Below are 20,369 nucleotides of genomic sequence, written 5' to 3' on the forward strand. Positions count from 1 at the left end.
GTCACGACGGCGGCGCTGTCCGCCCCGGCGGCGAAAAGCCCGGGCAGGCGTTCGGGGGTCAGCCCGCCGATTCCGACCAAGGGAAGGCTACCGACAAGACCTTTCCATTCGGTTACCCGATCCAGTCCCTGCGGCCCCCAGGCCATCTTTTTCAACAGCGTCGGATAGACAGGGCCAAGCGCGACATAGGCCGGATCCAGCGCCAGGGCGCGCTCCAGCTCGGCCCGGCCATGGGTCGACAGGCCGAACCGCACGCCCGCCCGGCGCAGCGCGGCGAAATCCGCCGTCTCCATATCCTCCTGGCCCAGGTGGACCATGTCGCAGCCCAGATCCAGGGCGATCCGCCAGTAATCATTGACCACCAGTTGCGCATGATGCGCCTGACAGACGGCCTTGGCGCGGGCGGCGGTGAGCCGGCGGCGGTGGTGCTGCCGGCAGAGCACCTCGTAGGCGACGTCCACGTCCGCGTCGTGGTGGTCGGGCTGCTCGACGTCGCCGACCACGATGACGTCGCCCTCGACGACCATCACGCCGTTCTCGGTACGGGCGTTGTGGGTGGCGCGCTTGCCGCACCAGCACAGCGCCTCGACCTGCAGGACGTTCATCCGGTCGGCGAGCTCGACGAGACGCGCGGAGCCGGGGAACATCAGCGTGCGGAAGTCGGTGAGGATCCCGAAGGCGAAGACGTCGATCTGCAGCTCGTCGACGATCTTGGCCAGGGCGTCGATCTGTTCGGGGGAGTAGAACTGCGCCTCGTCGCAGATGAGGTAGTCGATCCGGCCGCCCTGGGTCAGGTGGTCGACGACGTGGCGCCAGAAGTCGAACTCGCTGTCGACCTCGATCGCGTCGTGGGTCAGGCCCAGGCGACTCGAGAGGCGGCCGGTGCCGGCACGGTCGCGGGTGACGAAGATCTGCCCCACACGGCCGCGGGCGGCGTGGTTGTGGTTGGTCTGGAGCGCCAGCGTGCTCTTGCCGGAGTCCATGGTGCCGGTGAAGAACTGGAGCTCAGCCACGGGGCGAGATCCTAGGTGTCCGGCAGGATGGGTGCATGTCCGGGCCAGTGCACCCCCTCATCGACACCGCCGAGCTGAGCGCGCTCCTCGACTCCGGGCAGCCGCCGCCCCTGCTGGACGTGCGCTACCGGCTGGGCGGTCCGACCGGTCCGGCCGAGCACGAGGCGGGGCACGTGCCCGGAGCGGCGTACGTCGCCCTCGACACGGCGCTCGCCGCACCTCCCGGTGCGGGCGGCCGCCATCCGCTGCCGGACACCGCGACCTTCCTCGGGGCGATGCGGTCGGCCGGTGTGCGGAGCGGTCACCCGGTCGTCGTCTACGACGACTGGTCGGGCCACGCCGCCGCGCGCGCCTGGTGGCTGCTGCGCCACCACGGCGTCGAGGACGTGCGGGTGCTCGACGGCGGGTGGAGCGCGTGGGTCGCCGGCGGCGGGCCGGTGGAGACCGGTCCGGTCGACACGGAGCCGGGCGACCTGGACGGGACGCCGGGATCGATGCCGGTCGTCGAGGCCGACGGGGTGCTCGGGGTCGCGGTGCTGGTCGACGCGCGGGCCGGTGAGCGCTACCGCGGCGAGGTCGAGCCGGTGGATCCCGTGGCCGGGCACGTCCCCGGCGCCGTGAACGTGCCGACGTCGCTCAACCTCACGCCCGAGGGCAGGTTCCGCCCCGTGCCCGAGCTCCGCGAGCTGTACGCCGGTGTCGGGGCCGTGCCCGGGGCGGACGTCGCGGCGTACTGCGGCTCGGGCGTGACCGCCTGCCTCGACGTGCTCGCCCTGGAGCTGGTGGGGGTGCGCGCTGCGCTGTACCCGGGGAGCTGGAGCGGGTGGATCACGGATCCCTCCCGCCCGATCACCAGTGGATCCCCTTGAACACCCGGGCCAGCATGATCTGCTCGGACTCCCGCGAGCCCTGGGTTGCGTCGCCGCGGGCGGCGGCGGAGTCCGGGAACACGTGGTAGGCCATGTTGAGGATGCGGAACGCCACCTTGGGCGCGACCGTGTGCGCGATGGCGCCGGCGTTGCCGAGCGCGGTGTTGATCTCGTGCGGCCGCTCGACCATCGCCCTGATGACCAGGTCCGCGGCCTGTGCCGGTGAGATCGTGGGGAACTTGTCGTAGATCTTGGTCGGCGCGATCATCGGCGTCCGCACCAGCGGCATGTGGATGCCGGTGAAGGTGATGCCGTCGCCGACGAGCTCGGAGGACACGACGTTGGACCAGGAGTCCAGGGCCGCCTTGGACGCCACGTAGGCCGAGAACCGCGGCGGGTTGGTCTGCACGCCGATGGAGCTGATGTTCACGATGTGCCCGCGCCGCTGCTCCCGCATGGCCGGGATCAGGCCCATCACCAGGCGGATCGCGCCGAAGTAGTTCAGCTGCATGGTGCGCTCGAAGTCGTGGAAGCGGTCGTGGCTGAGCTTGAGCGAGCGACGGATCGAGCGCCCGGCGTTGTTGACCACGAAGTCGACCGAGGGGAGCTCGGCCGAGATCTGGGCGCACAGGGCGTCGATCGCGTCGAGGTCGGAGAGATCGCACGGGTAGACGTGGGCCGTGCCGCCGCGGGACTCGATGACCGCCCTGGTCTCCTCCAGCTTGTCCTTGCCGCGGGCGACCAGCACCGGGATGCCGCCGCACTGCGCGACCTTCAGGGCGGTGACCTGGCCGATGCCCGAGGAGGCGCCGGTGATGACGACGTGCTTGCCCTGCAGGGCGGCGCGGTTGTCGGCGTCCCGTCCGCAGGAGTCGTCGAGGTGCTCCTCCCAGTAGCCCCACAGCGTGCGGGCGTAGGACTCCAGGTCCGGCACGCCGATGCCGGAGCCCGCGAGCGCCTTCTCGGTCCGACGTGAGTCGAACACGGGGGCGAAGCCGGTGTGCCCCAGCACCTCCGCGGGGATGCCGAGCTGGCTGGTCAGCGGGTCGAGGACCGATTGCACGATCCCGTTGCGGGCCAGCGCCGCGGCGTACGTCGAGGGGCGCACCGCGCGGGGGAGCAGGGCGAGCGGCCCGGCCCGGGTGACGCCGCGGTCGACGGGGGTGGCGAACCGTGGGGCGCCGGCGGCGGCGCAGAAGGCGTTCACGACGTCGACGACCGGCTGCGGCTCGGGGTTGACGAGGTGAAAGGCCTGGCCGTCGAGGTCGGGACAGTGGGCGATGTGGTCCATCGCCTTCGCGACGTAGTCGACCGGCACCACGTTGGTGTCGCCGAGGTCGACGCCCACGAGCGGCAGCCAGGCGGGCAGCCGGTCGCGCAGCAGCTTCATCAGGGGGAAGAAGTAGTAGGGGCCGTCGACCTTGTCCATCTCGCCGGACTGGGAGTCGCCGACCACGATGGCCGGCCGGTAGACGCGCCAGGGGACCGTCGCCTCCTCGCGCACGATCCGCTCGGACTCGAACTTGGTGCGGTGGTAGGGCGAGGGCAGGTGCTGGCCCTCGTCGAACATCGTCTCGTCGAAGCGGCCGCGGTGCTCGCCGGCGGCGGCCACCGACGACACCTGGTGGAAGCAGCCCACCTCCAGCGCCTCGGCGAGCTCGAGGGCGTGGCGGGTGCCGCCGACGTTCATCGTCTCGTTGGTCGCGTCGTCGGCGGTCATGTCGTAGATCGCCGCGAGGTGGAAGAAGTGCTCGATCGAGCCGCGGTGCTCGGCGACCCAGGCGGGGTCGACACCGAGCCCGTCCTGGGACAGGTCGCCCACGACCGGGGTGACGCGGTCGGTGCCCCAGCGTCGGACGAGGGCGTCCATCCGATGTCGGCTGCCCTCGCGGACGAGGACGAAGACCTCGCCCTCGCGGTGGTCGAGCAGCTCGGTCACGAGGAACCGCCCGATGAAGCCTGTGGCGCCGGTCACGAAGTAGGCCATGGGCGGAGACTAGCCCCGCTCGGCCCTCGTGGGGATGCCCCGAGGGCTACTCCTTGGTGCCGCCGAACATGATCTCGTCCCAGCTCGGGACGGACGCGCGGCCGCGCTTGCGGGCCGGCTTGCGGCCGGCGGGCTCGTCGACGTGCTCGGGCGGGGTCTGCTGCGCAGCCGGCGGCTCGGTCGTCTCCCGCGCGGCCGGAGCGGGCTCGTCGTGCGAGGACGGGGCCGGCTCGGGCTGACCGGGCTCGGCGTCCGCACGCACGGGCTCCGCCGACTCCTGGGCCGGCTCCTGGGCCGGCGCCTCGTCGTGCAGGTCGGGCAGCGACTCGGGCGCGACGAGGTGGATCGCGTCGTCGCCCAGGGGCAGCTGGTCGGGCTCGTCGAGGGCGGCGGCACGACGGCGGCGCACCTGCTCGAGGTCGTCGGGGGCCGGGGGTGCGGTCGGGGTCGCCGACCGGTCGCCGATGAGCCAGCGGGCGTCGTCGTCCTCGGCCACGACGTAGTTGCCGGGCATGTCGTAGGTGTAGGTGCCGGTGCCCGAACGGGTCTGGGTGGCGAAGTCGGCCGTGAGTACCCAGCGCCCGTCCTCGCGGCGCCAGGCGTCCCAGGCGACGGTGTCGACGCCGACGTTGACCGAGCGCAGGTGGGACTCGACGGCCTCGCCGAGGATGCGCGCCCCGTCACCGTTGCGACGGCGTACCGAGCTGCGCTGCGCGCGCTGGGCGACGTGCTCGCGCTCGGCGAGGACGGGGCCGGCGAACGGCATGATCTTCTCGACGCTGGTCTGCGCCGCCTCGGCGACCGCCTCCGGCGTCTCGCCGGCGCGGATGCGGGCCTGGATGTCGCGAGGCCGCAGGACGCTCTCCATGGTGATCTCCAACTGACCGAGTCGTGACGTCTCGCCGCGCAGGGCGCTGCGGAGCCGGGCGTCGACGTCGAGGGTGTGCTCCTCCCCGGCGTCGCTGACCAGGAGCAGGCGCTTCCCGTCCTCGCTCGTGCCCGCGAGGGTCAGGTGCACCATGAGCCGGTCCACCTCCTGCTTCGTAGTCCATCGCCGCCGGAGTGCCCGGGGTGGGGCGAGCCTACGCCAGGAGACGCCCCGGACCAGGGACCCCGGCGCCCGAGGGGCCCGTGGCGCGCTCGCGGTGCGCTCGGGGTGCGGCGGTGCGTCGGACCCGCCGCACATTTGCGTGGCGCACCGCTGCTCGCAGGCTCCACCATCTGCTCATGACCACGACCTGGCTCCCGACGGACTGGGAGCACCCGCTGCGGGTGGACCTGCCCACCGGCCACCACCTGCGTCCCATCACCGCCGACGACACCGAGAAGGACATGCAGGCCGTCATGGGCTCGCGGGAGCGGCTGTGGGCGATCTACGGCGACGCCTGGGGCTGGCCGCCGGCCGACATGAGCGCCGAGGCCGACCGCGAGGACCTGCAGCGGCACTGGGAGGAGATGCAGACCCACGAGTCCTTCAACTACGCGCTCCTCGACGCCGAGGAGACCGAGCTGATCGGCTGCGTCTACGTCGATCCCGGTGACGGCCCCGGGTGCGACGCCGTCATCTCGTGGTGGGTGCGGGACGAGTACGTCGGCAGCGAGCTCGAGTCCACGCTGGACGCCTTCGTCCCCGACTGGATCGCCCGCGACTGGCCGCTGACCTCGCCGTTCTACGGGGTGCGCTGAGGTCGTCCGCGGCCGCTGGGTCCCGGCCCCCGGCTGTGGGTAGCCTGCGCGGGTGCCGACCCCCGAACCCAGCGTGACCCTGGTCGCCCTCGACCTCGTCGGCATCTTCGTCTTCGCGATCTCCGGCGCGCTCGTCGCGGTCCGCAAGGAGCTCGACGTCTTCGGCGTGATGGTCCTGGCCGGTGTCACCGGCCTCGGTGGCGGGTTCCTGCGCGACGTGCTCATCGACGCCACGCCGCCGGCCGCGCTGCAGGACTGGCGCTACCTCCTCGTGCCGGTCGCTGCCGGCCTGGTGACCTTCCTCTACCACCCGGCGCTGGGCCGGATGGAGCGGCTGGTCAACGTCTTCGACTCCTTCGGTCTCTCGTTGTTCTGCGTCGCCGGGGCGCTCAAGGCCGTCGACTACGGCCTGGGGCCGCTGCCGGCAGCGCTGCTGGGGATGGCGACCGGCATCGGCGGCGGCATGATGCGCGACGTGCTGGCCGGCCGCGTACCGGTGATCTTCCGGGGCGAGCTCTACGCGACCCCTGCGCTGGCAGGGGCGCTCGTCGCGGTGCTGCTCGACCGTGCGGACGTGCCGTTCGGCCTGGCCGCCGCGGCCGGGGCCACGGTCTGCCTGGTGTGGCGGCTGCTGTCGATGTGGCGCGGCTGGCAGGCGCCGGTGCCGCGGGGACCCGCCAGCGTCTGAGGTCGGTCAGTCGCCGTCGGACACCGGGGGCCGCGGCAGCGTGAGCGCGGCCAGCGCGGCGAGGAGGCCGGCGGCCAGGGACACGAGGTACGCCGGGTTGGCGCCGTAGTGGTCGACGACGAAGCCGGAGGCAGCGGCACCGGGAGCGACGCCGGCGACCAGGCCGGTCTGCACGAGGGCCATCCCCTCGGTGAGGCGGGCGCGGGGGGTGCTGGACTGCACCAGCGACATCGTGGCGATGAGCGTCGGGGCGATGGCGGCACCCCCGATGAGCAGCACCAGCCCCATCAGCGGCAGCGACCCGACCAGCCACAGCGGCGCCATGGCCAGCGCCATCGCGCTCGCCCCCACCCGCAGTCGCGTGGTGACCGAGGTACGCCAGGTCAGCGCACCGGTGACGACGCCGGAGACCAGGCTGCCCAAGGCCCACAGGGCCAGCAGCGCGCCGGCCCAGGCGGGAGCCCCCTGCTCGTCCGCGAACGCGACCGTGGTCACCTCAGCAGCACCGAAGAGGACGCCCAGGCACGCGGAGACGACCGTGAGCGGAGCCAGCGTGCGCCAGGGCAGCGGCACGCGCCGGTCACCCCCGCGCCGGTGCGGGTGGGCCGGGGGAGCGGTGGAGCGCTGGGCGGCGAACGCCCACGAGCCCAGGGACCCCGCGGCGGCGGCCACCGCCAGCCCGAGCACGGGGTGCACGAGCGTGGCGAGCACCGTCACCAGGATCGGGCCGAGGATGAAGACGACCTCGTCGAAGACGGCCTCGAGGGCGTACGCGGTCTGCACCTGCGCCGGCCGGTCGAGCACCTGCGCCCAGCGGGCACGCCCGGCCGAGCCGATCTGGGGCAGCGAGCCCCCCGCCACGGCCGCGGCGACGTACGACGCGGTGCGCGGCCAGTCCGCCTGGACCGACCAGACCAGCAGCGAGGTCGCGATGCCGAAGACCGTGCCCGCCACGGCCAGGACCGGTCCCTGCCCCCAGCGGTCCAGCAGCCGGCCCTGCGCGATGGCGAGCACCGCGTTGGCGACCATGTAGGCCGCTGAGACCGAGCCGGCCAGGCCGTAGGAACCGGTCGCCCCCTCGACCAGCAGCACGATGCCGAGACCGGCCATGGAGATCGGCAGCCGAGCCACCAGACCCGTCAGCGAGAACGCGAGCGCGCCGGGGTGCGTCAGCACGTCCCGGTAGCTCCTCAGCCCGCCTCCAGCACCGCCGCCTGCCATGCCCGGAACCTAGGACCTCTGCCGGGTCCCGGCTAAATCTCGGGTGATCCTCCAGGGTGAGAAGGCGGGTTCCTACGATGTGGGCATGGCCAGCCCCGACGTGAGCCCCTACGACGCCCTGCTGCTCGTCTCCTTCGGAGGTCCGGAGAAGCCCGAGGACGTCGTGCCGTTCCTGGAGAACGTCACGCGGGGCCGGGGCATCCCGCGCGAGCGGCTCGAGGAGGTGGGCGAGCACTACTTCCTCTTCGGCGGTCGCTCTCCGATCAACGACCAGTGCCGCGACCTGCTGGCCGCGATCCGCACCGAGCTCGCCGGCGCGGGGATCGACCTCCCGGTCTACTGGGGCAACCGCAACTGGGACCCGTTCCTCACCGACACGCTGCGGCAGATGGCCGAGGACGGCATCACCCGCGCCGCCTGCTTCGTGACCAGCGCCTACAGCTCGTGGTCGTCGTGCCGGCAGTACCGCGAGAACCTCTGGGACGCCGTCGACCCGCTCGGCGACGGTCCCGGCCCCGAGGGTTCGCCCGTGCGCCTGGACAAGTTGCGCCACTACTTCAACCACCCCGGCTTCGTGGAGCCCAACGTCGACGCGGTGCTCGCCGCGCTGGCCGACCTGCCCGAGGACGTCCGGGCCGGTGCCGAGCTGGTGTTCGTCACCCACTCGATCCCCACGGCCATGAGCGAGCGCAGCGGCGACCCGGAGAAGGACTGGGAGGAGGGGAGTGCCTACGTCGCGCAGCACCTCGACGTCGCCCGCAGCATCGTCGACCGCGTCGCGGAGGAGACCGGCACCCGCCACGACCACGCGCTGGTCTACTGCTCGCGCTCGGGCTCGCCGCAGGTGCCGTGGCTCGAGCCCGACGTCAACGACCACCTCACCGCGATGAAGGAGCGCGGGGCCGCCGCGGCCGTGATCGTGCCCGTCGGCTTCGTCTCCGACCACATGGAGGTCGTCTACGACCTCGACACCGAGGCGCTGGCCACCGCGAAGGAGGTGGGCCTGCCCGCGACGCGGGCGGCCACCGCCGGCACCGACCCGCGCTTCGTGTCGATGGTGCGTGACCTGCTGGTCGAGCGGGCCACCGTCGAGCGCGGCGAGGACGTCGTGCGGGCCGCCACCGGCGGGATCGGCGCGATGTGGGACGTCTGCCCCGTGGGCTGCTGCGCCAACCCGCGCGCCGAGCGACCCGCCCTCTGCGGCCGCGACACGTGACCGACCCGCGCGACCTCGCCGCCCTGTCCCGCGAGGTCGCGACCGAGGCCGCCGCCCTGGTCCGGGAGCACGCGGCCGGAGGTGTCGAGGTCGCGGCCACCAAGTCCAGCGACGTCGACGTGGTCACCGCGGCCGACCGCGCGAGCGAGGAGCTGCTGCGCGCGCGGCTGGTCGCTGCCCGGCCCCACGACACGATCCTGGGGGAGGAGGGGGAGGACCGGCCCGGCACGTCGGGCCTGCGGTGGGTCCTGGACCCGATCGACGGCACCGTGAACTTCCTCTACGGGCTGCCGCGCCACGCCGTCTCCGTCGCCGCGCAGGTGGCCGACGACGCGGCACCGGACGGCTGGTCGACCGTCGCCGGGACCGTCCTGGAGGTCCCGACCGGCTCCACCTGGAGCGCGCACCTCGAGGACGGGGAGCCCGTCGGCGCCCGTGACGGCGTGCCGGTGCGGGCGCGCGACCCGCAGCCGCTGTCGCAGATGCTCGTCGCGACCGGCTTCTCCTACGACCGTGAGGTGCGTCGCCGTCAGGCGGAGTCCCTGGTGCGGCTGCTGCCCCGGGTGCGCGACATCCGCCGCCTGGGCTCGTGCGCGCTCGACCTGTGCCTGCTCGCCTCGGGGCACCTCGACGCCTACGTCGAGGAGGGCGTGAACCTGTGGGACCACGCGGCGGCGGCGCTCGTCGCGCGCGCCGCGGGCGCGCGATGGGAGCTGCACACCGGCGCCTCCGGGCGTGACCTGCTCGTGGCGGCCCCCGCGGCGGCGTACGACGTGTTCTGCGAGGCGGTCCTGGAGGCCGGGTACGCCGCCCCCGCGACCCCGCAGGGGTGACCTCCCCGGGAGGGGAATAGCGCGACGTCACCCACTGTTCACCGCCCGCCACACCAGACCGGTGTGGAGTGGTCCCCGGCGATGGTGCACACTGTGGCGCCGATCGACCGGACGAGGGGAGTGACGACGATGGCAACCGACTACGACGCGCCACGCAAGAACGAGGAGGACTCCTCCGAGGAGAGCATCGAGGAGCTCAAGGCACGCCGCCACGACAAGAGCTCGGGCAAGGTCGACGAGGACGAGACCGAGGCGGCGGAGAACTTCGAGCTCCCCGGAGCCGACCTGTCGCACGAGGAGCTTGCCGTCGAGGTGAAGCCCAAGCAGGAGGACGAGTTCACCTGCATGAGCTGCTTCCTGGTGCACCACCGCTCGCAGCTGGCGGACGCCAAGAAGAAGATCTGCTTCGACTGCGCCTGAGGCCCTCGGGGGTCCTCAGGCGTCAGCCGACCAGCGGTTCAGCTGGGCAGACCAGCTGGGCAGATCAGGGAGGACGGGTCAGACCCCGTCCTTCTCGAGTCCCGGGGGCAGGTGCCCCGCGGACTTCGTGTAGTACCGGGCGGCGCCGCGCATGGCGAGCATGCGCGCGACCGAGACCGCAGCCCCCGTGGCGACCGCCCAGGCCAGGGCCTCACCGATGTTGACGTCGGGGTCGGCCGGGTTCGCCGGCGGCTTGCGGCGCGCGGCCTTCGACCACCCCGTGGTCAGCACCTTGCGGGTGACGACGGCGGCACCGACCGCCGAGCCCTTCTCCATCACAGACCAGACCTTGGACATGGTCCGACCCTAGCCCCCTGCAGCACCCCACCGGAGGGGGAGGGACCAGCCCGGGATCATCAGGGAGATCAGCCGGCGGCGTCGACGGCGCGGCTCAGCGCCTCGGCGAGCCGCTCGGGGCGACGCGTGCTCACCAGCCAGTACGGCGTGGGGTCGGCCGGGTCGCGCAGCGACACCTTGACCGCCTTGCTGCGGTAGGGCCGCAACAGCAGGTATGCGCGGGCGTCGGCGTCGCGACCGGCCACCAGTCGGGTCTGCTCGGCATCCAGCGCCTGCACCTCATCGACGAAGCGGACCTCGACCTTCGCGCGGCCGGCGCGGAACCAGCCGTCCTGCACGCTCAGCACGGCGCCGCCGTACGAGAGGAAGAAGGCGACCATGAGCGCGGCGGCGACGAAGGTGACGGCCCACGCGAAGGGGCCGGGGACCGCGACGATCACCGCCAACCAGAGGCTGGCGACCAGCATCGTCCCCTGGGCCCACCACCGGATCGGCACGGCGAGCCGCTCGCGGTAGTGCGTGCCCGTGTCCACGGGACAGGAGTCTCGCACTAGGGTCCCTGCCGTGGACGACCAGGCCTCCTCACTGCCCGTTGCCCTGCCCGTCCCCGTGGTGCGACTGGACCCCGAGCTGCCGCTCCCGTCCTACGCGCACCCCGGCGACGCCGGCGCCGACCTGCACACCACCGTCGACGTCGTGCTCGCGCCGGGGGAGCGCGCGCTGGTGCCGACCGGGATCGCCCTCGCGCTGCCGGAGGGGTACGTCGGTCTCGTGCACCCGCGCTCGGGGCTGGCCGCCCGGCACGGCGTCTCCATCGTCAACACGCCCGGCACCGTGGACGCCGGCTACCGCGGCGAGGTCAAGGTGCTGCTGGTCAACCTCGACCCGGCCGAGCCGGTGGAGCTGCGCCGCGGCGAGCGCGTCGCCCAGCTGGTGGTCCAGCGGGTCGAACGAGCCGCGTTCGTCGAGGTCGACGCCCTGCCGGACTCCGCCCGGGGCAGCGGGGGCTACGGTTCTACCGGTACCTGACCCGCCACTCGAGGGAGCGCTCGTGAAGTTCCGCCGCAAGTCCGCCACTGAGCCGGAGACCCCGGACCAGGCCGCGACCGAGCCGGCTGAGGGGTCCGAGGAGCAGACCAGCCCGCCCGCCGGGCCCTACGACGTCTCCGACATGCCCGACCTGCCCGAGGGTGTGCAGCGCATCGACCTCGGCTCGCTGCTGATCGCCCCGGTCGTGGGCACCGAGCTGCGCCTGCAGGTCGACGAGGCCAGCGGCGAGGTCCAGGCGGTCCTGCTGACCGGGCCCGCGGGCGCGCTGGAGCTGCGCGCGTTCGCGGCTCCTCGCAACGGCGACCTGTGGAGCGAGGTGCGCCCCCAGATCGCGGCGGACATGTCCCAGCGCGGCGGCACCGCGACCGAGGAGCAGGGCCGGTGGGGCACCGAGCTGCAGTGCGAGCTGACCCGGACGCTGTCCGACGGCCGCACCGGCCAACAGCTCTCGCGGATCATCGGCATCAACGGCGCGCGCTGGATGCTGCGCGCCACGCTGATCGGTGGCCCGGCCCGTCCCGGCGCCGACCGCGACACGTGGGACGCCGTCATCAGCACCGTCGCCGTCCGCCGCGGTGACGGCGCGATGCCCGTCGGGGAGCCGCTGCCGCTCGCGCTGCCCGAGGGCGCGCGCCGCGTGGGGGGCTAGGCGCCCCGTGGCCGAGAAGTCCCGCCTGCGTCGCAGCATCTCGCGCTGGGCCAACAGCTCGGACATGCTCGCCCGCGACATGCTCAAGACCTACGTCGAGCCTGGCAAGGACACCATCGCCGAGGCCGAGGACCGCGCCCGGGTGCGCCTGCAGGGCACGCTGCGCACCGTGACTCTGCGCCCCCGCGGCGGCGTGCCCGCGCTGGAGGCCGAGCTCTTCGACGGCTCGGGGGCACTGACCATCATCTGGCTGGGACGCCGGCGCATCGTCGGCATCGACCCGGGCGTCTCGATCGAGGTCGAGGGCCGGATCGGCGTCCACGAGGGGCAGCGGGTGATCTTCAACCCCCGCTACCAGCTGCTGCCATGAGCGACCACCAGCTGGCACCGGGGGTGACGGTCGAGGAGGTCGTCCGCGGCCAGCTCGCCAAGGCCCTCGGCGGGCGACGCGGCATGGTCGAGGCCGCCGTCCCGACGATCGTCTTCACCGTGCTGTGGCTGACGACGCGCGAGCTGCAGGTCGCCCTGGGCGTCAGCGTCGGCGTCGCCGTGCTCCTGCTCGTGGTCCGGCTCGTGCAGCGCTCGACGGTGCAGTTCGTCGTCAACGCGCTCTTCGGCATCGGCATCGGCTGGTTCTTCGTCCGCCTCGCCGCCTCCCGGGGCGGGAGCGAGGACGAGCAGGCGCTGGCCTACTTCCTGCCCGGCCTGCTCTACAACGGCGGGTACGCCGTCGTCATGGCCGTCACCTGCCTGATCGGCTGGCCGCTGGTCGGCTTCATGGTCGGCTCGGTGACCGGCGAGGTGACCGAGTGGCACCGCGACAAGCAGGTCGTGCGGCTGTGCACGACGCTGACCTGGCTGCTCGCCGTGCCCTGCGTCGTGCGCGTGGTCCTGCAGGCGCCGCTGTGGCTGGGCGGCTGGAGCGGGTCGATCGACACCGACTTCGCGATCGCCGCGCTCGGCATCCTCAAGATCGCGCTGGGCTGGCCGCTGCAGCTGGCCGCGCTGGCGGGGATGCTATGGGTGCTCGGCCGCAACCGGACGCCCGTGGAGCCGCTGGCCCCCTGAGTGGTGCGGTCGCCCTCAGCCGCCGTGGGTGGACGGCGCGAGCAGCCGTTCGAGCTCGTCCTCCTTCTCGGCCGGCACGACGAACAGCAGCTCGTCGCCGGACTCGATGGGCTGCTCCGGGTTGGGGGTGTAGACCTGCCCGTCGCGCAGGATCGTCACCAGCGCGCAGGACTCCGGCAGCGGCACCAGACCGGCCGGCTTGCCGACGTACGGGCTGTCGGAGGGCAGGGTCATCTCAACGAGGTTGGCGTTGCCCTGGCGGAAGGTGAACAGGCGCACCAGGTCGCCGACCGTGACCGCCTCCTCGACCAGCGCCGACATGATGCGGGGCGTCGAGACGTTGACGTCCACGCCCCACGCCTCGCTGAAGAGCCACTCGTTGTTGGGGTGGTTGACCCGGCCGACGGTGCGGGGGACCCCGAACTCGGTCTTGGCCAGCAGCGAGGCCACGAGGTTGGCCTTGTCGTCGCCGGTGGCGGAGATCAGCACGTCGCAGCGGTCCAGGCGTGCCTCCTCCAGCGAGGACATCTCGCAGCAGTCGGCCAGCAACCACTCGGCGTCCGGCACCCGCTCGGGCTTGATGGCCTGGGCGTTCTTGTCGATCAGCAGGACCTCGTGGCCGTTGCCGATCAGCTCGCGGGCGATGGACCGGCCGACGGCCCCGGCCCCGGCGATGGCGACGCGCATCAGCTCTCCTCCGGTCCCTTGTCGAGGACCGCGAACGTGTGGGCGGCCATCTGCTCACGGATGACCAGGTGCAGCATGTCGCCCTCCTGCAGGATCGTCTCGCGGGTGGGCAGCATGCCCTCGCCGAGCCGGTCGATCCACGCGATGCGCGACTTGCTCTGCAGCTGCAGGTCGATGGTCTTCTGACCGATCCAGACGTCGGGGACGGTGATGTGGTCCACGCGCACCGTTCCGCTGGGGTCGCGGAAGTCGGGCTCGGCGCCGGCGGGCAGGATCCGGCGCAGCACCTGGTCGGCGGTCCACTTCACGGTGGCGACCGTGGTGATGCCCAGGCGCTGGTAGACCTCGGCGCGGCCGGGGTCGTAGATGCGGGCCACGACCTGCTGGATGCCGAAGGTCTCGCGGGCCACCCGAGCGGCGATGATGTTGGAGTTGTCACCGGAGGAGACCGCGGCGAACGCGTCCGCGCGCCGGATGCCGGCCTTCTCCAGGACCTCCTGGTCGAAGCCCATCCCGGCGATCTTGTCGCCGTTGAACCCCGGCCCAAGGCGTCGGAAGGCATCCGGCTCGGAGTCGATCACCGAGACGGTGTGGTTGCGGTCCTCCAGGGAGCGGGCGAGGGTCGAGCCGACCCGGCCGCACCCCATGATCACGACGTGCACGGGACCACGCTATCCGCAAGTGACCTCCGGGGCCGCACGTGCCGTAGCCTTCCGGTCCGTGGGTGTCGGCGACGTCTCGAAGCGGATCCTCCTGGGACGCAAGCTGCGCAGCTCCCAGCTGGGGGAGACGTTGCTCCCCAAGCGCATCGCGCTGCCGGTCTTCGCCAGCGACGCGCTCTCCTCGGTCGCCTACGCGCCCGACGAGATCCTGATCATGCTCTCGCTGGCCGGCGCGTCGGCCTACACCTACTCCTGGCAGGTCGGCGTCGCCGTCGCCGTCGTGATGGCCGTGGTCATCGCGTCCTACCGCCAGACCGTGCAGGCCTACCCCTCCGGCGGTGGCGACTACGAGGTCGCCCGGACCAACCTGGGGGAGAAGGCCGGCACCACGGTGGCCAGCGCCCTGCTCATCGACTACGTCCTCACGGTCGCGGTGTCGATCTCGGCCGGGGCGCAGTACGCCGCGGCGGCCCTGCCGGTGCTCAGCGGCCACGAGGGCGCGGTCGCGGCGGGCCTCGTCGCCTTCGTCGCCGCGCTGAACCTGCGCGGCGTGCGGGAGTCGCGGGCGATCTTCGCCGCCCCCACGTACCTCTTCATGCTCGCCATGGGCGCGATGGTCGTGGTCGGTGCGGTGCGCTGGTGGTCGGGCAACCTGCCCCGGGCCGCGTCCGCCGACATCACGATCGTGCCGCACGAGGGGCTCGAGGGGCCGCTGACCACGCTGGCCCTGGTCTTCTTGCTGGCGCGGGCGTTCTCGTCGGGCTGCGTGGCGCTGACCGGTGTCGAGGCGGTCTCGACCGGCGTACCCGCGTTCCGTCGGCCGAAGGCCCGCAACGCCGGCACCACGCTGCTGCTGCTGGGCCTGATCGCGGTCACGATGATGCTCAGCGTCATCATCCTGGCCCGCGAGATCGGGGTGCGGATCGTCGACCCGTCCGACCGCGACCGGCTCTTCCTCGACGGGGCTCCGGTCCCCGAGGACTACGACCTGGACACCCTGATCAGCCAGATCGCCGAGTCGGTCTTCTCCGGCTTCCCGCCGGGCTTCTACTTCACCGTCACCGTGACCGCGGTGATCCTGCTCTTCGCGGCCAACACGGCCTTCAACGGCTTCCCGGTCCTCGGCTCGATCCTCGCCCGCGACGGCTACGCCCCGCGCGCGTTCGGCTCCCGGGGCGACCGGCTGGCCTACTCCAACGGCATCGTCGCGCTCGCCGCCCTCGCGATCGTGCTGATCTGGGCCTTCGACGCCGAGGTCACCCGGCTGATCCAGCTCTACATCGTCGGGGTCTTCGTCTCCTTCACGCTCAGCCAGCTCGGCATGGTCCGGCACTGGACCCGCGCGCTGGCCGAGGAGCGTGACGCCGCCGAGCGGCACCGCATGATGCGAGCCCGGGTGCTCAACGCCGTGGGGCTCACGATGACCTCGCTGGTGCTGGTGGTCGTCGTGGTCACCAAGTTCCTCGCCGGCGCCTGGATCACCATCTTGGCCATCACCTTCTTCTACGTCGTGATGCAGGCGATCCGCACCCACTACGACCGGGTCTCGGCCGAGCTGGCCGCGGACGAGGAGGACAAGGTCCTCCCCACGCGGGTCCACGCGATGGTGCTGGTCAGCAAGCTGCACAAGCCGACCCTGCGGGCCCTGGCCTTCGCGAAAGCGACCAGGCCCAACGCCCTCGAGGGCGTCTACGTCGCCACCGACGGGCGGGCCACGTCGGCGCTGATGGCCGAGTGGGACGAGCGTGACATCGACCTGCCGCTGAAGGTGCTGCACTCGCCGTACCGCGAGCTGATCCGCCCGATCGTCGAGTACGCCACCGAGATCCGCCGGGCCAACCCGCGCGGCGTCGTGGCCGTCTACATCCCGGAGTACGTCGTCGGCCGGTGGTGGGAGCAGCTGCTCCACAACCAGACCGCCCTGCGGCTCAAGGGTCGGCTGCTGTTCCAGCCCGGGATCATGGTCATCTCCGTGCCCTACCAGCTGCAGTCCTCGGAGGCCGCGCGCGAGCGGGCCTACGACGACGACACGCGGGTGCGCCCCGGCGACCTGCGTCGTGGCGACGTCCGGGACCGCCGATGAGCGGCCCGGTCGGGTCGCGCCTCGAGGGCGTGGTCGGGCCCGTCGCCCACGAGCGCGTGGTCGTCGAGATCACCGAGGGCGCCGAGGGCGACCGGTTCTGGCGCGGTGACGCCGTGGAGGTGCTGGAGGCCTCGCCGGACCGCGTCGAGGCGCCGTGCCGGTTCGCCGGTCCGGGACTGTGCGGCGGTTGCGACCTGCAGCACGTGCGCCTGCCGGCGCAGCGTGCGCTGAAGGCCGGCGTCGTGCGCGAGCAGATGGTGCGACTGGCCGGCCTCGAGGTCGACGTCGAGGTCGAGGCGGTGCCCGGCGACGTCGACGGGCTGCGCTGGCGCACCCGGCAGCGCTACGTCGACCTGGGCGACGGCCGCCGCGGTATGCGCCAGCACCGCAGCCACGAGGTCGTCGAGATCGACGACTGCCTCATCGACGGTCGCGGCCGGGTCTCGGAGCGGGAGCTGCACACGGTCCGCGGCGTGGAGTTCTCCGTCGCCCCGGGCGGCTTCTGGCAGGTGCACCCCGGCGCCGCCGAGGTGCTCGTCGAGACCGTGCTCGCCGGCCTCGAGCCGCAGCCCGGCGACCGCGTCCTGGACCTGTACGCCGGCGTCGGGCTGTTCGCCCGTTTCCTCGGCGAGGCCGTGGGCCGCTCGGGCGCCGTCGGGCTGGTCGAGGGCGACCGCACCGCCGTCTCGCACGCGCGCACCAACCTCGCCACCCTCCCCGGCCGCTGGGAAGCCGTCTCCGGCGACGTGGAGCGCGTCCTCGGCCGCCCGCGCGGCGATCTGCTGAGTGGGCCGGTCGACCTGGTCGTGCTGGACCCGCCGCGCCAGGGGGCGCGCCGCAAGGTCGTCCGCGAGGTCGCGCGCCGCACCCCCCGTCGGATCGCCTATGTCGCATGTGACCCGGCGGCCCTGGCCCGGGACACGGCGTACCTGCGCGAGGCGGGGTATTCCCTGGCCTCCCTCCGCGCGCTCGACCTCTTCCCGATGACGCACCACGTCGAGTGCGTGGCCCTCTTCCACTGGGACTGACCCGCCGAGAGGTCAGCCGCGCATGGCCGAGAGGTCGCTGGCGCATGGCCGAGAGGTCGCTGGCGCATGGCCGAGACGTCGCTGGCACGCGTGGTAGACGGCTCGGGCGTGCGTGAGTGACGGTTGGGCCGTGCGTGAGTGACGGCTCGGCAGTCAGCGGCGGGACCGATAGACGCGTCGCACCACGTCCTCGACGTCCGGCTCCTCGATCGAGAGGTCGAGCACCTCGGCGTCGGCACTGACAGCGGCGAGGACCGCGGCGGCGGTGACCCGGTCGGGGTCGAAGCCGATGCGGTGGCGCAGGCCGTGGCCCTCCTCGCCGAGGTGGGTGGCACCGTCGGGCAGCGCCAGGGAGGGCACGGAGGACGCGAGGTCGACGGTCATCACGCGCTGGGCGCCGACGGTGCGCGAGAGCGCGCCGAGGCTGCCGTCGTGGACGGTCCGGCCGCGGTCGACGAGCACGACGCGGTCGCAGAGCCGCTCCACGTCGCCCATGTCGTGGGTGGTGAGCAGCAGGGTGGTGCCGTGGTCGCGCCGCTCGGTCACCAGGAACTCGCGCAGCCGCTGCTTCGACAGCACGTCCAGCCCGATGGTGGGCTCGTCGAGGATGACCAGCCGGGGCCGGTGGAGCAGCGCGGCGGCCACCTCGGCGCGCATCCGCTGACCCAGCGAGAGCTGCCGCACCGGAGTGGTGAGGAACTCGCCCAGCTCCAGCCGCTCCACCAGCTCCTCGCGCCGGGCCGCGGCGTCGGCGGGGGAGAGCCGGTGGATGGCGGCCAGCAGGGCGAAGGACTCGCCGGTGGGCAGGTCCCACCACAGCTGCGACCGCTGCCCGAAGACCACACCGATCTCACGGGCCAGCCGGCGCCGTTCGGCGACCGGGCGCAGCCTGCAGGTGCGGACCTCGCCGGAGGTCGGCACGAGGATGCCGCAGAGCATCTTGATCGTCGTGGACTTCCCCGCCCCGTTGGCGCCGATGTAACCGACTGCCTCGCCGGCCTCCACCCGCAGCGACAGGTCGTCGACGGCCACCACGGTGCGCCGTCGCACGCCCTCGCGCACCCGGAAGGTCCGGGTCAGGCCGTCGGTCTCGATGATGTGAGAGGTCATCCGCCCGCTCCCTGGTAGTGACGTACGCCGGTGCGCCAGCTCAGCCCCGCGGCGACCCAGGCCCACACGGCGGCGACCGGCGCCAGCCAACCAGCCCAGTCCGGCAGCCCGGCGAAGGTGTCGAGCCCCAGCAGCGTGGCGGCCGGCAGGTAGGCCGTGAAGGCCATCGGGAAGAAGAAGCCGAAGACCACGACCAGCGGCCGGCCCCAGACGGTGCCGGGCTGCGTGGCGGCGTACCGACCGCCGTACACGAACGCGTTGGTCATCTCCGAGCCGTTGACGAGGAAGAACTGCAGCCCGCCGGCCCACACGAACAGCGCCGCGAAGGTGACCGTGCCGCTGACCAGGGCGACGGCGAGCAGCCCGACGGCCCCGGCACCCCAGGCGAGGTCGTTGACCACCAGTCCGACCACGAGCGCCACCAGGCCGACGGCCGCACGCGCGAGTCGGCGCAGGCTGATGTCGCTGGTGACCAGCTGCAGCAGTAGCGGCTGCGGACGCAGGTAGAACACGTCCAGACGCCCGGTGCGGACGTACTCCGGGAGGTTGTCGCAGTGCCCGACGACCATGTCGGCCAGCGAGAAGCACAGGTCGGCGAGACCGAAGACCAGCAGCATCGCGGCCAGGTCGAACCCACCGATCGCCGAGACACTGGTGAACAGCACCGCCACCTCGGCCAGCTCGGTGAGCCCGACCAGCAGCGAGCTGCCGAGGTCGAGGCCGAAGCTGGTGCGGTAGCTGGCCTGCGAGCGGATGCGCGAGGCCAGCACCGCTCGGTACGGCGCCAGCACGCCGCCGTGGGGCGCCGGGCGCGCCACGGGCTGGGCCAGGGGCGACTCAGCCACCCTGCACCTCCAGGCGATGCCGCCCACGACGCGTCATCAGCTGGCCCAGCGCACCGACCACGACCAGCCAGCCGACCTGGGCGGCCACCAGCCCGACCGAGGCGAGCCCGTCGACGCGCCCGGAGAGCACGTCCACGGGGTACATCAGCATCGACGGGAAGGGCGAGGCCGAGGCAAGCCAGAACAGCGGCGCCGGGAAGATCGCGATCGGCACGTAGAGCCCGGCCAGGAACCCCGCCACGACCATGTAGAGCAGCGCCACGCCCCGCGTCTCCACCAGCCAGAACCCGGTCGCGGCCACGAGGTAGGCGGTCGCGGCGGAGACGGTGATGCCGAGCAGCACGCTCACAGCGCCCAGCAGGTAGGGCCCCGGCGTCGTCGGCATGGTCATCCCCACGACCAGGGCGCCGACCAGCACCGACGGCACGCCGCGGGGGAGCAGCGCGAACAGTCCGCGACCCACCTCCATGGCCACGGCGCCGGCGTGCACGTCGAGAGGGCGCAGGAAGTCCACGACCACGTCACCGGTGCGGATCCGCTCGGCCATCTCCGAGCGGCCGTAGAGGTTCACCGACCCGAGCAGCCCCTGGGACAGCCAGACGTAGGCCGACATGGTGCCGACGTCGTACCCGTCGAGCTCGCCGCCCGCGGCCTGCACCGTCGCCAGCAGCAGGGCGACCTTGAGGAAGCCGAAGGTCGTGTTGGCGACCAGGCCCGCCAGTGCGGCGAGCCGGTAGGCCGCCTGCTGCCGGAAGCCCGCCACGACGAGCCTGAGGTACGGCGTCCCGACCGAGGGGGAAAGGGGCCGGACCGAGAGCACCGGCGGACTCTACCCGCGCCCGGAGGGGTGGCCGCCACATCACTCGATGTCGTGTATCTTGATGTCGAGAGAGTTGC

The 20,369-nt window shown here is 72.8% G+C and carries 23 protein-coding genes and 1 pseudogene; 12 read left to right on the top strand and 12 right to left on the bottom strand.

Translation table 11 applies throughout. The annotated features are described in order from the left end of the window. Both A6R01_RS01515 and A6R01_RS01520 read right to left on the bottom strand, forming a co-directional pair. A partial coding sequence (locus A6R01_RS01515; protein WP_292603415.1) for a thiamine phosphate synthase occupies window positions 1-362 on the bottom strand: 362 nt, incomplete at its 3' end. 27 nt (window positions 363-389) lie between these two features. After that, window positions 390-1,013 (bottom strand): annotated as a pseudogene (locus tag A6R01_RS01520) (thymidine kinase); the annotation flags it as partial. Between the two features lie 35 nt (window positions 1,014-1,048). On the opposite strand from A6R01_RS01520, the gene A6R01_RS01525 reads away from it, so the two are divergent. Next, window positions 1,049-1,882, top strand: coding sequence for a sulfurtransferase (locus A6R01_RS01525; protein WP_292602848.1), 834 nt, complete (start codon window positions 1,049-1,051; stop codon window positions 1,880-1,882). Here A6R01_RS01525 and A6R01_RS01530 read toward each other — a convergent pair. After that, window positions 1,863-3,869: an SDR family oxidoreductase gene (locus A6R01_RS01530; protein WP_292602851.1), complete on the bottom strand. Its 2,007-nt coding sequence runs from the start codon at window positions 3,867-3,869 to the stop codon at window positions 1,863-1,865. The genes A6R01_RS01525 and A6R01_RS01530 overlap by 20 nt on opposite strands. 46 nt (window positions 3,870-3,915) lie before the next feature. Next, window positions 3,916-4,902 carry a septation protein SepH gene (gene sepH, locus A6R01_RS01535; protein ID WP_292602854.1) on the bottom strand — a complete coding sequence of 329 codons (987 nt, stop codon included), beginning with the start codon at window positions 4,900-4,902 and terminating at the stop codon, window positions 3,916-3,918. A gap of 194 nt (window positions 4,903-5,096) precedes the next feature. On the opposite strand from sepH, the gene A6R01_RS01540 reads away from it, so the two are divergent. Beyond that, window positions 5,097-5,555 carry a GNAT family N-acetyltransferase gene (locus A6R01_RS01540; protein WP_292602857.1) on the top strand — a complete coding sequence of 153 codons (459 nt, stop codon included), beginning with the start codon at window positions 5,097-5,099 and terminating at the stop codon, window positions 5,553-5,555. A gap of 52 nt (window positions 5,556-5,607) precedes the next feature. Further along, window positions 5,608-6,243, top strand: coding sequence for a trimeric intracellular cation channel family protein (locus A6R01_RS01545; protein WP_292602860.1), 636 nt, complete (start codon window positions 5,608-5,610; stop codon window positions 6,241-6,243). Between the two features lie 6 nt (window positions 6,244-6,249). On the opposite strand, the gene A6R01_RS01550 is transcribed toward A6R01_RS01545, so the two are convergent. After that, window positions 6,250-7,419: an MFS transporter gene (locus A6R01_RS01550; protein ID WP_292602863.1), complete on the bottom strand. Its 1,170-nt coding sequence runs from the start codon at window positions 7,417-7,419 to the stop codon at window positions 6,250-6,252. 130 nt (window positions 7,420-7,549) lie between these two features. On the opposite strand from A6R01_RS01550, the gene A6R01_RS01555 reads away from it, so the two are divergent. The 3 genes from A6R01_RS01555 to A6R01_RS01565 all read left to right on the top strand — a co-directional run bounded on the left by A6R01_RS01555 (window position 7,550) and on the right by A6R01_RS01565 (window position 9,933). After that, complete coding sequence (locus tag A6R01_RS01555; RefSeq protein WP_292602866.1) at window positions 7,550-8,680, top strand: ferrochelatase; 1,131 nt, start codon at window positions 7,550-7,552, stop codon at window positions 8,678-8,680. Beyond that, window positions 8,677-9,513, top strand: coding sequence for an inositol monophosphatase family protein (locus A6R01_RS01560; protein ID WP_292602869.1), 837 nt, complete (start codon window positions 8,677-8,679; stop codon window positions 9,511-9,513). The genes A6R01_RS01555 and A6R01_RS01560 overlap by 4 nt, the downstream gene beginning before the upstream one ends. A gap of 129 nt (window positions 9,514-9,642) precedes the next feature. Next, window positions 9,643-9,933 carry a DUF4193 domain-containing protein gene (locus A6R01_RS01565; RefSeq protein WP_292602872.1) on the top strand — a complete coding sequence of 97 codons (291 nt, stop codon included), beginning with the start codon at window positions 9,643-9,645 and terminating at the stop codon, window positions 9,931-9,933. A 78-nt stretch (window positions 9,934-10,011) separates the two neighbouring features. Here A6R01_RS01565 and A6R01_RS01570 read toward each other — a convergent pair whose 3' ends face one another. After that, a complete protein-coding gene (locus A6R01_RS01570; protein WP_292602875.1) occupies window positions 10,012-10,290 on the bottom strand; it encodes a DUF4235 domain-containing protein in 279 nt (92 codons plus the stop codon). A gap of 68 nt (window positions 10,291-10,358) precedes the next feature. Further along, entirely contained in the window at window positions 10,359-10,823 is a 465-nt protein-coding gene (locus tag A6R01_RS01575) for a DUF3093 domain-containing protein (protein ID WP_292602878.1), read from the bottom strand. Between the two features lie 31 nt (window positions 10,824-10,854). Here A6R01_RS01575 and dut point away from each other — a divergent pair, with 31 nt between their 5' ends. The 4 genes from dut to A6R01_RS01595 all read left to right on the top strand — a co-directional run bounded on the left by dut (window position 10,855) and on the right by A6R01_RS01595 (window position 13,057). After that, on the top strand, window positions 10,855-11,319 hold the full coding sequence (gene dut / locus A6R01_RS01580; RefSeq protein WP_292602881.1) for a dUTP diphosphatase: 465 nt from the start codon (window positions 10,855-10,857) through the stop codon (window positions 11,317-11,319). Between the two features lie 22 nt (window positions 11,320-11,341). Next, window positions 11,342-11,989, top strand: a complete 648-nt coding sequence (locus tag A6R01_RS01585; RefSeq protein WP_292602884.1) for a DUF3710 domain-containing protein — start codon at window positions 11,342-11,344, stop codon at window positions 11,987-11,989. 64 nt (window positions 11,990-12,053) lie between these two features. Beyond that, the gene (locus tag A6R01_RS01590; protein WP_292603417.1) at window positions 12,054-12,359 is read left to right on the top strand and encodes an OB-fold nucleic acid binding domain-containing protein; all 306 of its coding nucleotides are present in this window, start codon (window positions 12,054-12,056) and stop codon (window positions 12,357-12,359) included. After that, window positions 12,356-13,057, top strand: coding sequence for a DUF3159 domain-containing protein (locus A6R01_RS01595; RefSeq protein WP_292602886.1), 702 nt, complete (start codon window positions 12,356-12,358; stop codon window positions 13,055-13,057). The genes A6R01_RS01590 and A6R01_RS01595 overlap by 4 nt, the downstream gene beginning before the upstream one ends. A 15-nt stretch (window positions 13,058-13,072) precedes the next feature. Here the strand turns inward: A6R01_RS01595 and A6R01_RS01600 are convergent, their stop codons facing one another. Together A6R01_RS01600 and A6R01_RS01605 are read right to left on the bottom strand one after the other, a co-directional pair. After that, the gene (locus tag A6R01_RS01600; RefSeq protein WP_292602888.1) at window positions 13,073-13,744 is read right to left on the bottom strand and encodes a TrkA family potassium uptake protein; all 672 of its coding nucleotides are present in this window, start codon (window positions 13,742-13,744) and stop codon (window positions 13,073-13,075) included. After that, window positions 13,744-14,406: a TrkA family potassium uptake protein gene (locus A6R01_RS01605; protein WP_292602890.1), complete on the bottom strand. Its 663-nt coding sequence runs from the start codon at window positions 14,404-14,406 to the stop codon at window positions 13,744-13,746. Before A6R01_RS01605 ends, A6R01_RS01600 begins: the two co-directional genes overlap by 1 nt. 58 nt (window positions 14,407-14,464) lie before the next feature. Here A6R01_RS01605 and A6R01_RS01610 point away from each other — a divergent pair, with 58 nt between their 5' ends. Together A6R01_RS01610 and A6R01_RS01615 are read left to right on the top strand one after the other, a co-directional pair. Next, window positions 14,465-16,489, top strand: a complete 2,025-nt coding sequence (locus A6R01_RS01610; protein ID WP_292602892.1) for an APC family permease — start codon at window positions 14,465-14,467, stop codon at window positions 16,487-16,489. Further along, window positions 16,486-17,517, top strand: coding sequence for an RsmD family RNA methyltransferase (locus A6R01_RS01615; protein WP_292602894.1), 1,032 nt, complete (start codon window positions 16,486-16,488; stop codon window positions 17,515-17,517). Before A6R01_RS01610 ends, A6R01_RS01615 begins: the two co-directional genes overlap by 4 nt. A gap of 153 nt (window positions 17,518-17,670) precedes the next feature. On the opposite strand, the gene A6R01_RS01620 is transcribed toward A6R01_RS01615, so the two are convergent. The 3 genes from A6R01_RS01620 to A6R01_RS01630 are packed head-to-tail and all read right to left on the bottom strand — an operon-like array spanning window position 17,671 to window position 20,292. Next, window positions 17,671-18,627, bottom strand: a complete 957-nt coding sequence (locus A6R01_RS01620; protein WP_292602896.1) for an ATP-binding cassette domain-containing protein — start codon at window positions 18,625-18,627, stop codon at window positions 17,671-17,673. Continuing rightward, window positions 18,624-19,472: an ABC-2 family transporter protein gene (locus tag A6R01_RS01625; RefSeq protein WP_292602899.1), complete on the bottom strand. Its 849-nt coding sequence runs from the start codon at window positions 19,470-19,472 to the stop codon at window positions 18,624-18,626. The genes A6R01_RS01620 and A6R01_RS01625 overlap by 4 nt, the downstream gene beginning before the upstream one ends. After that, entirely contained in the window at window positions 19,465-20,292 is an 828-nt protein-coding gene (locus A6R01_RS01630; RefSeq protein WP_292602901.1) for an ABC-2 family transporter protein, read from the bottom strand. Before A6R01_RS01630 ends, A6R01_RS01625 begins: the two co-directional genes overlap by 8 nt. Between the last annotated feature and the right edge of the window lie 77 nt (window positions 20,293-20,369).

The organism is Nocardioides sp. REDSEA-S30_B4 (genome assembly GCF_001627265.1).
GTDB lineage: Bacteria > Actinomycetota > Actinomycetes > Propionibacteriales > Nocardioidaceae > Nocardioides.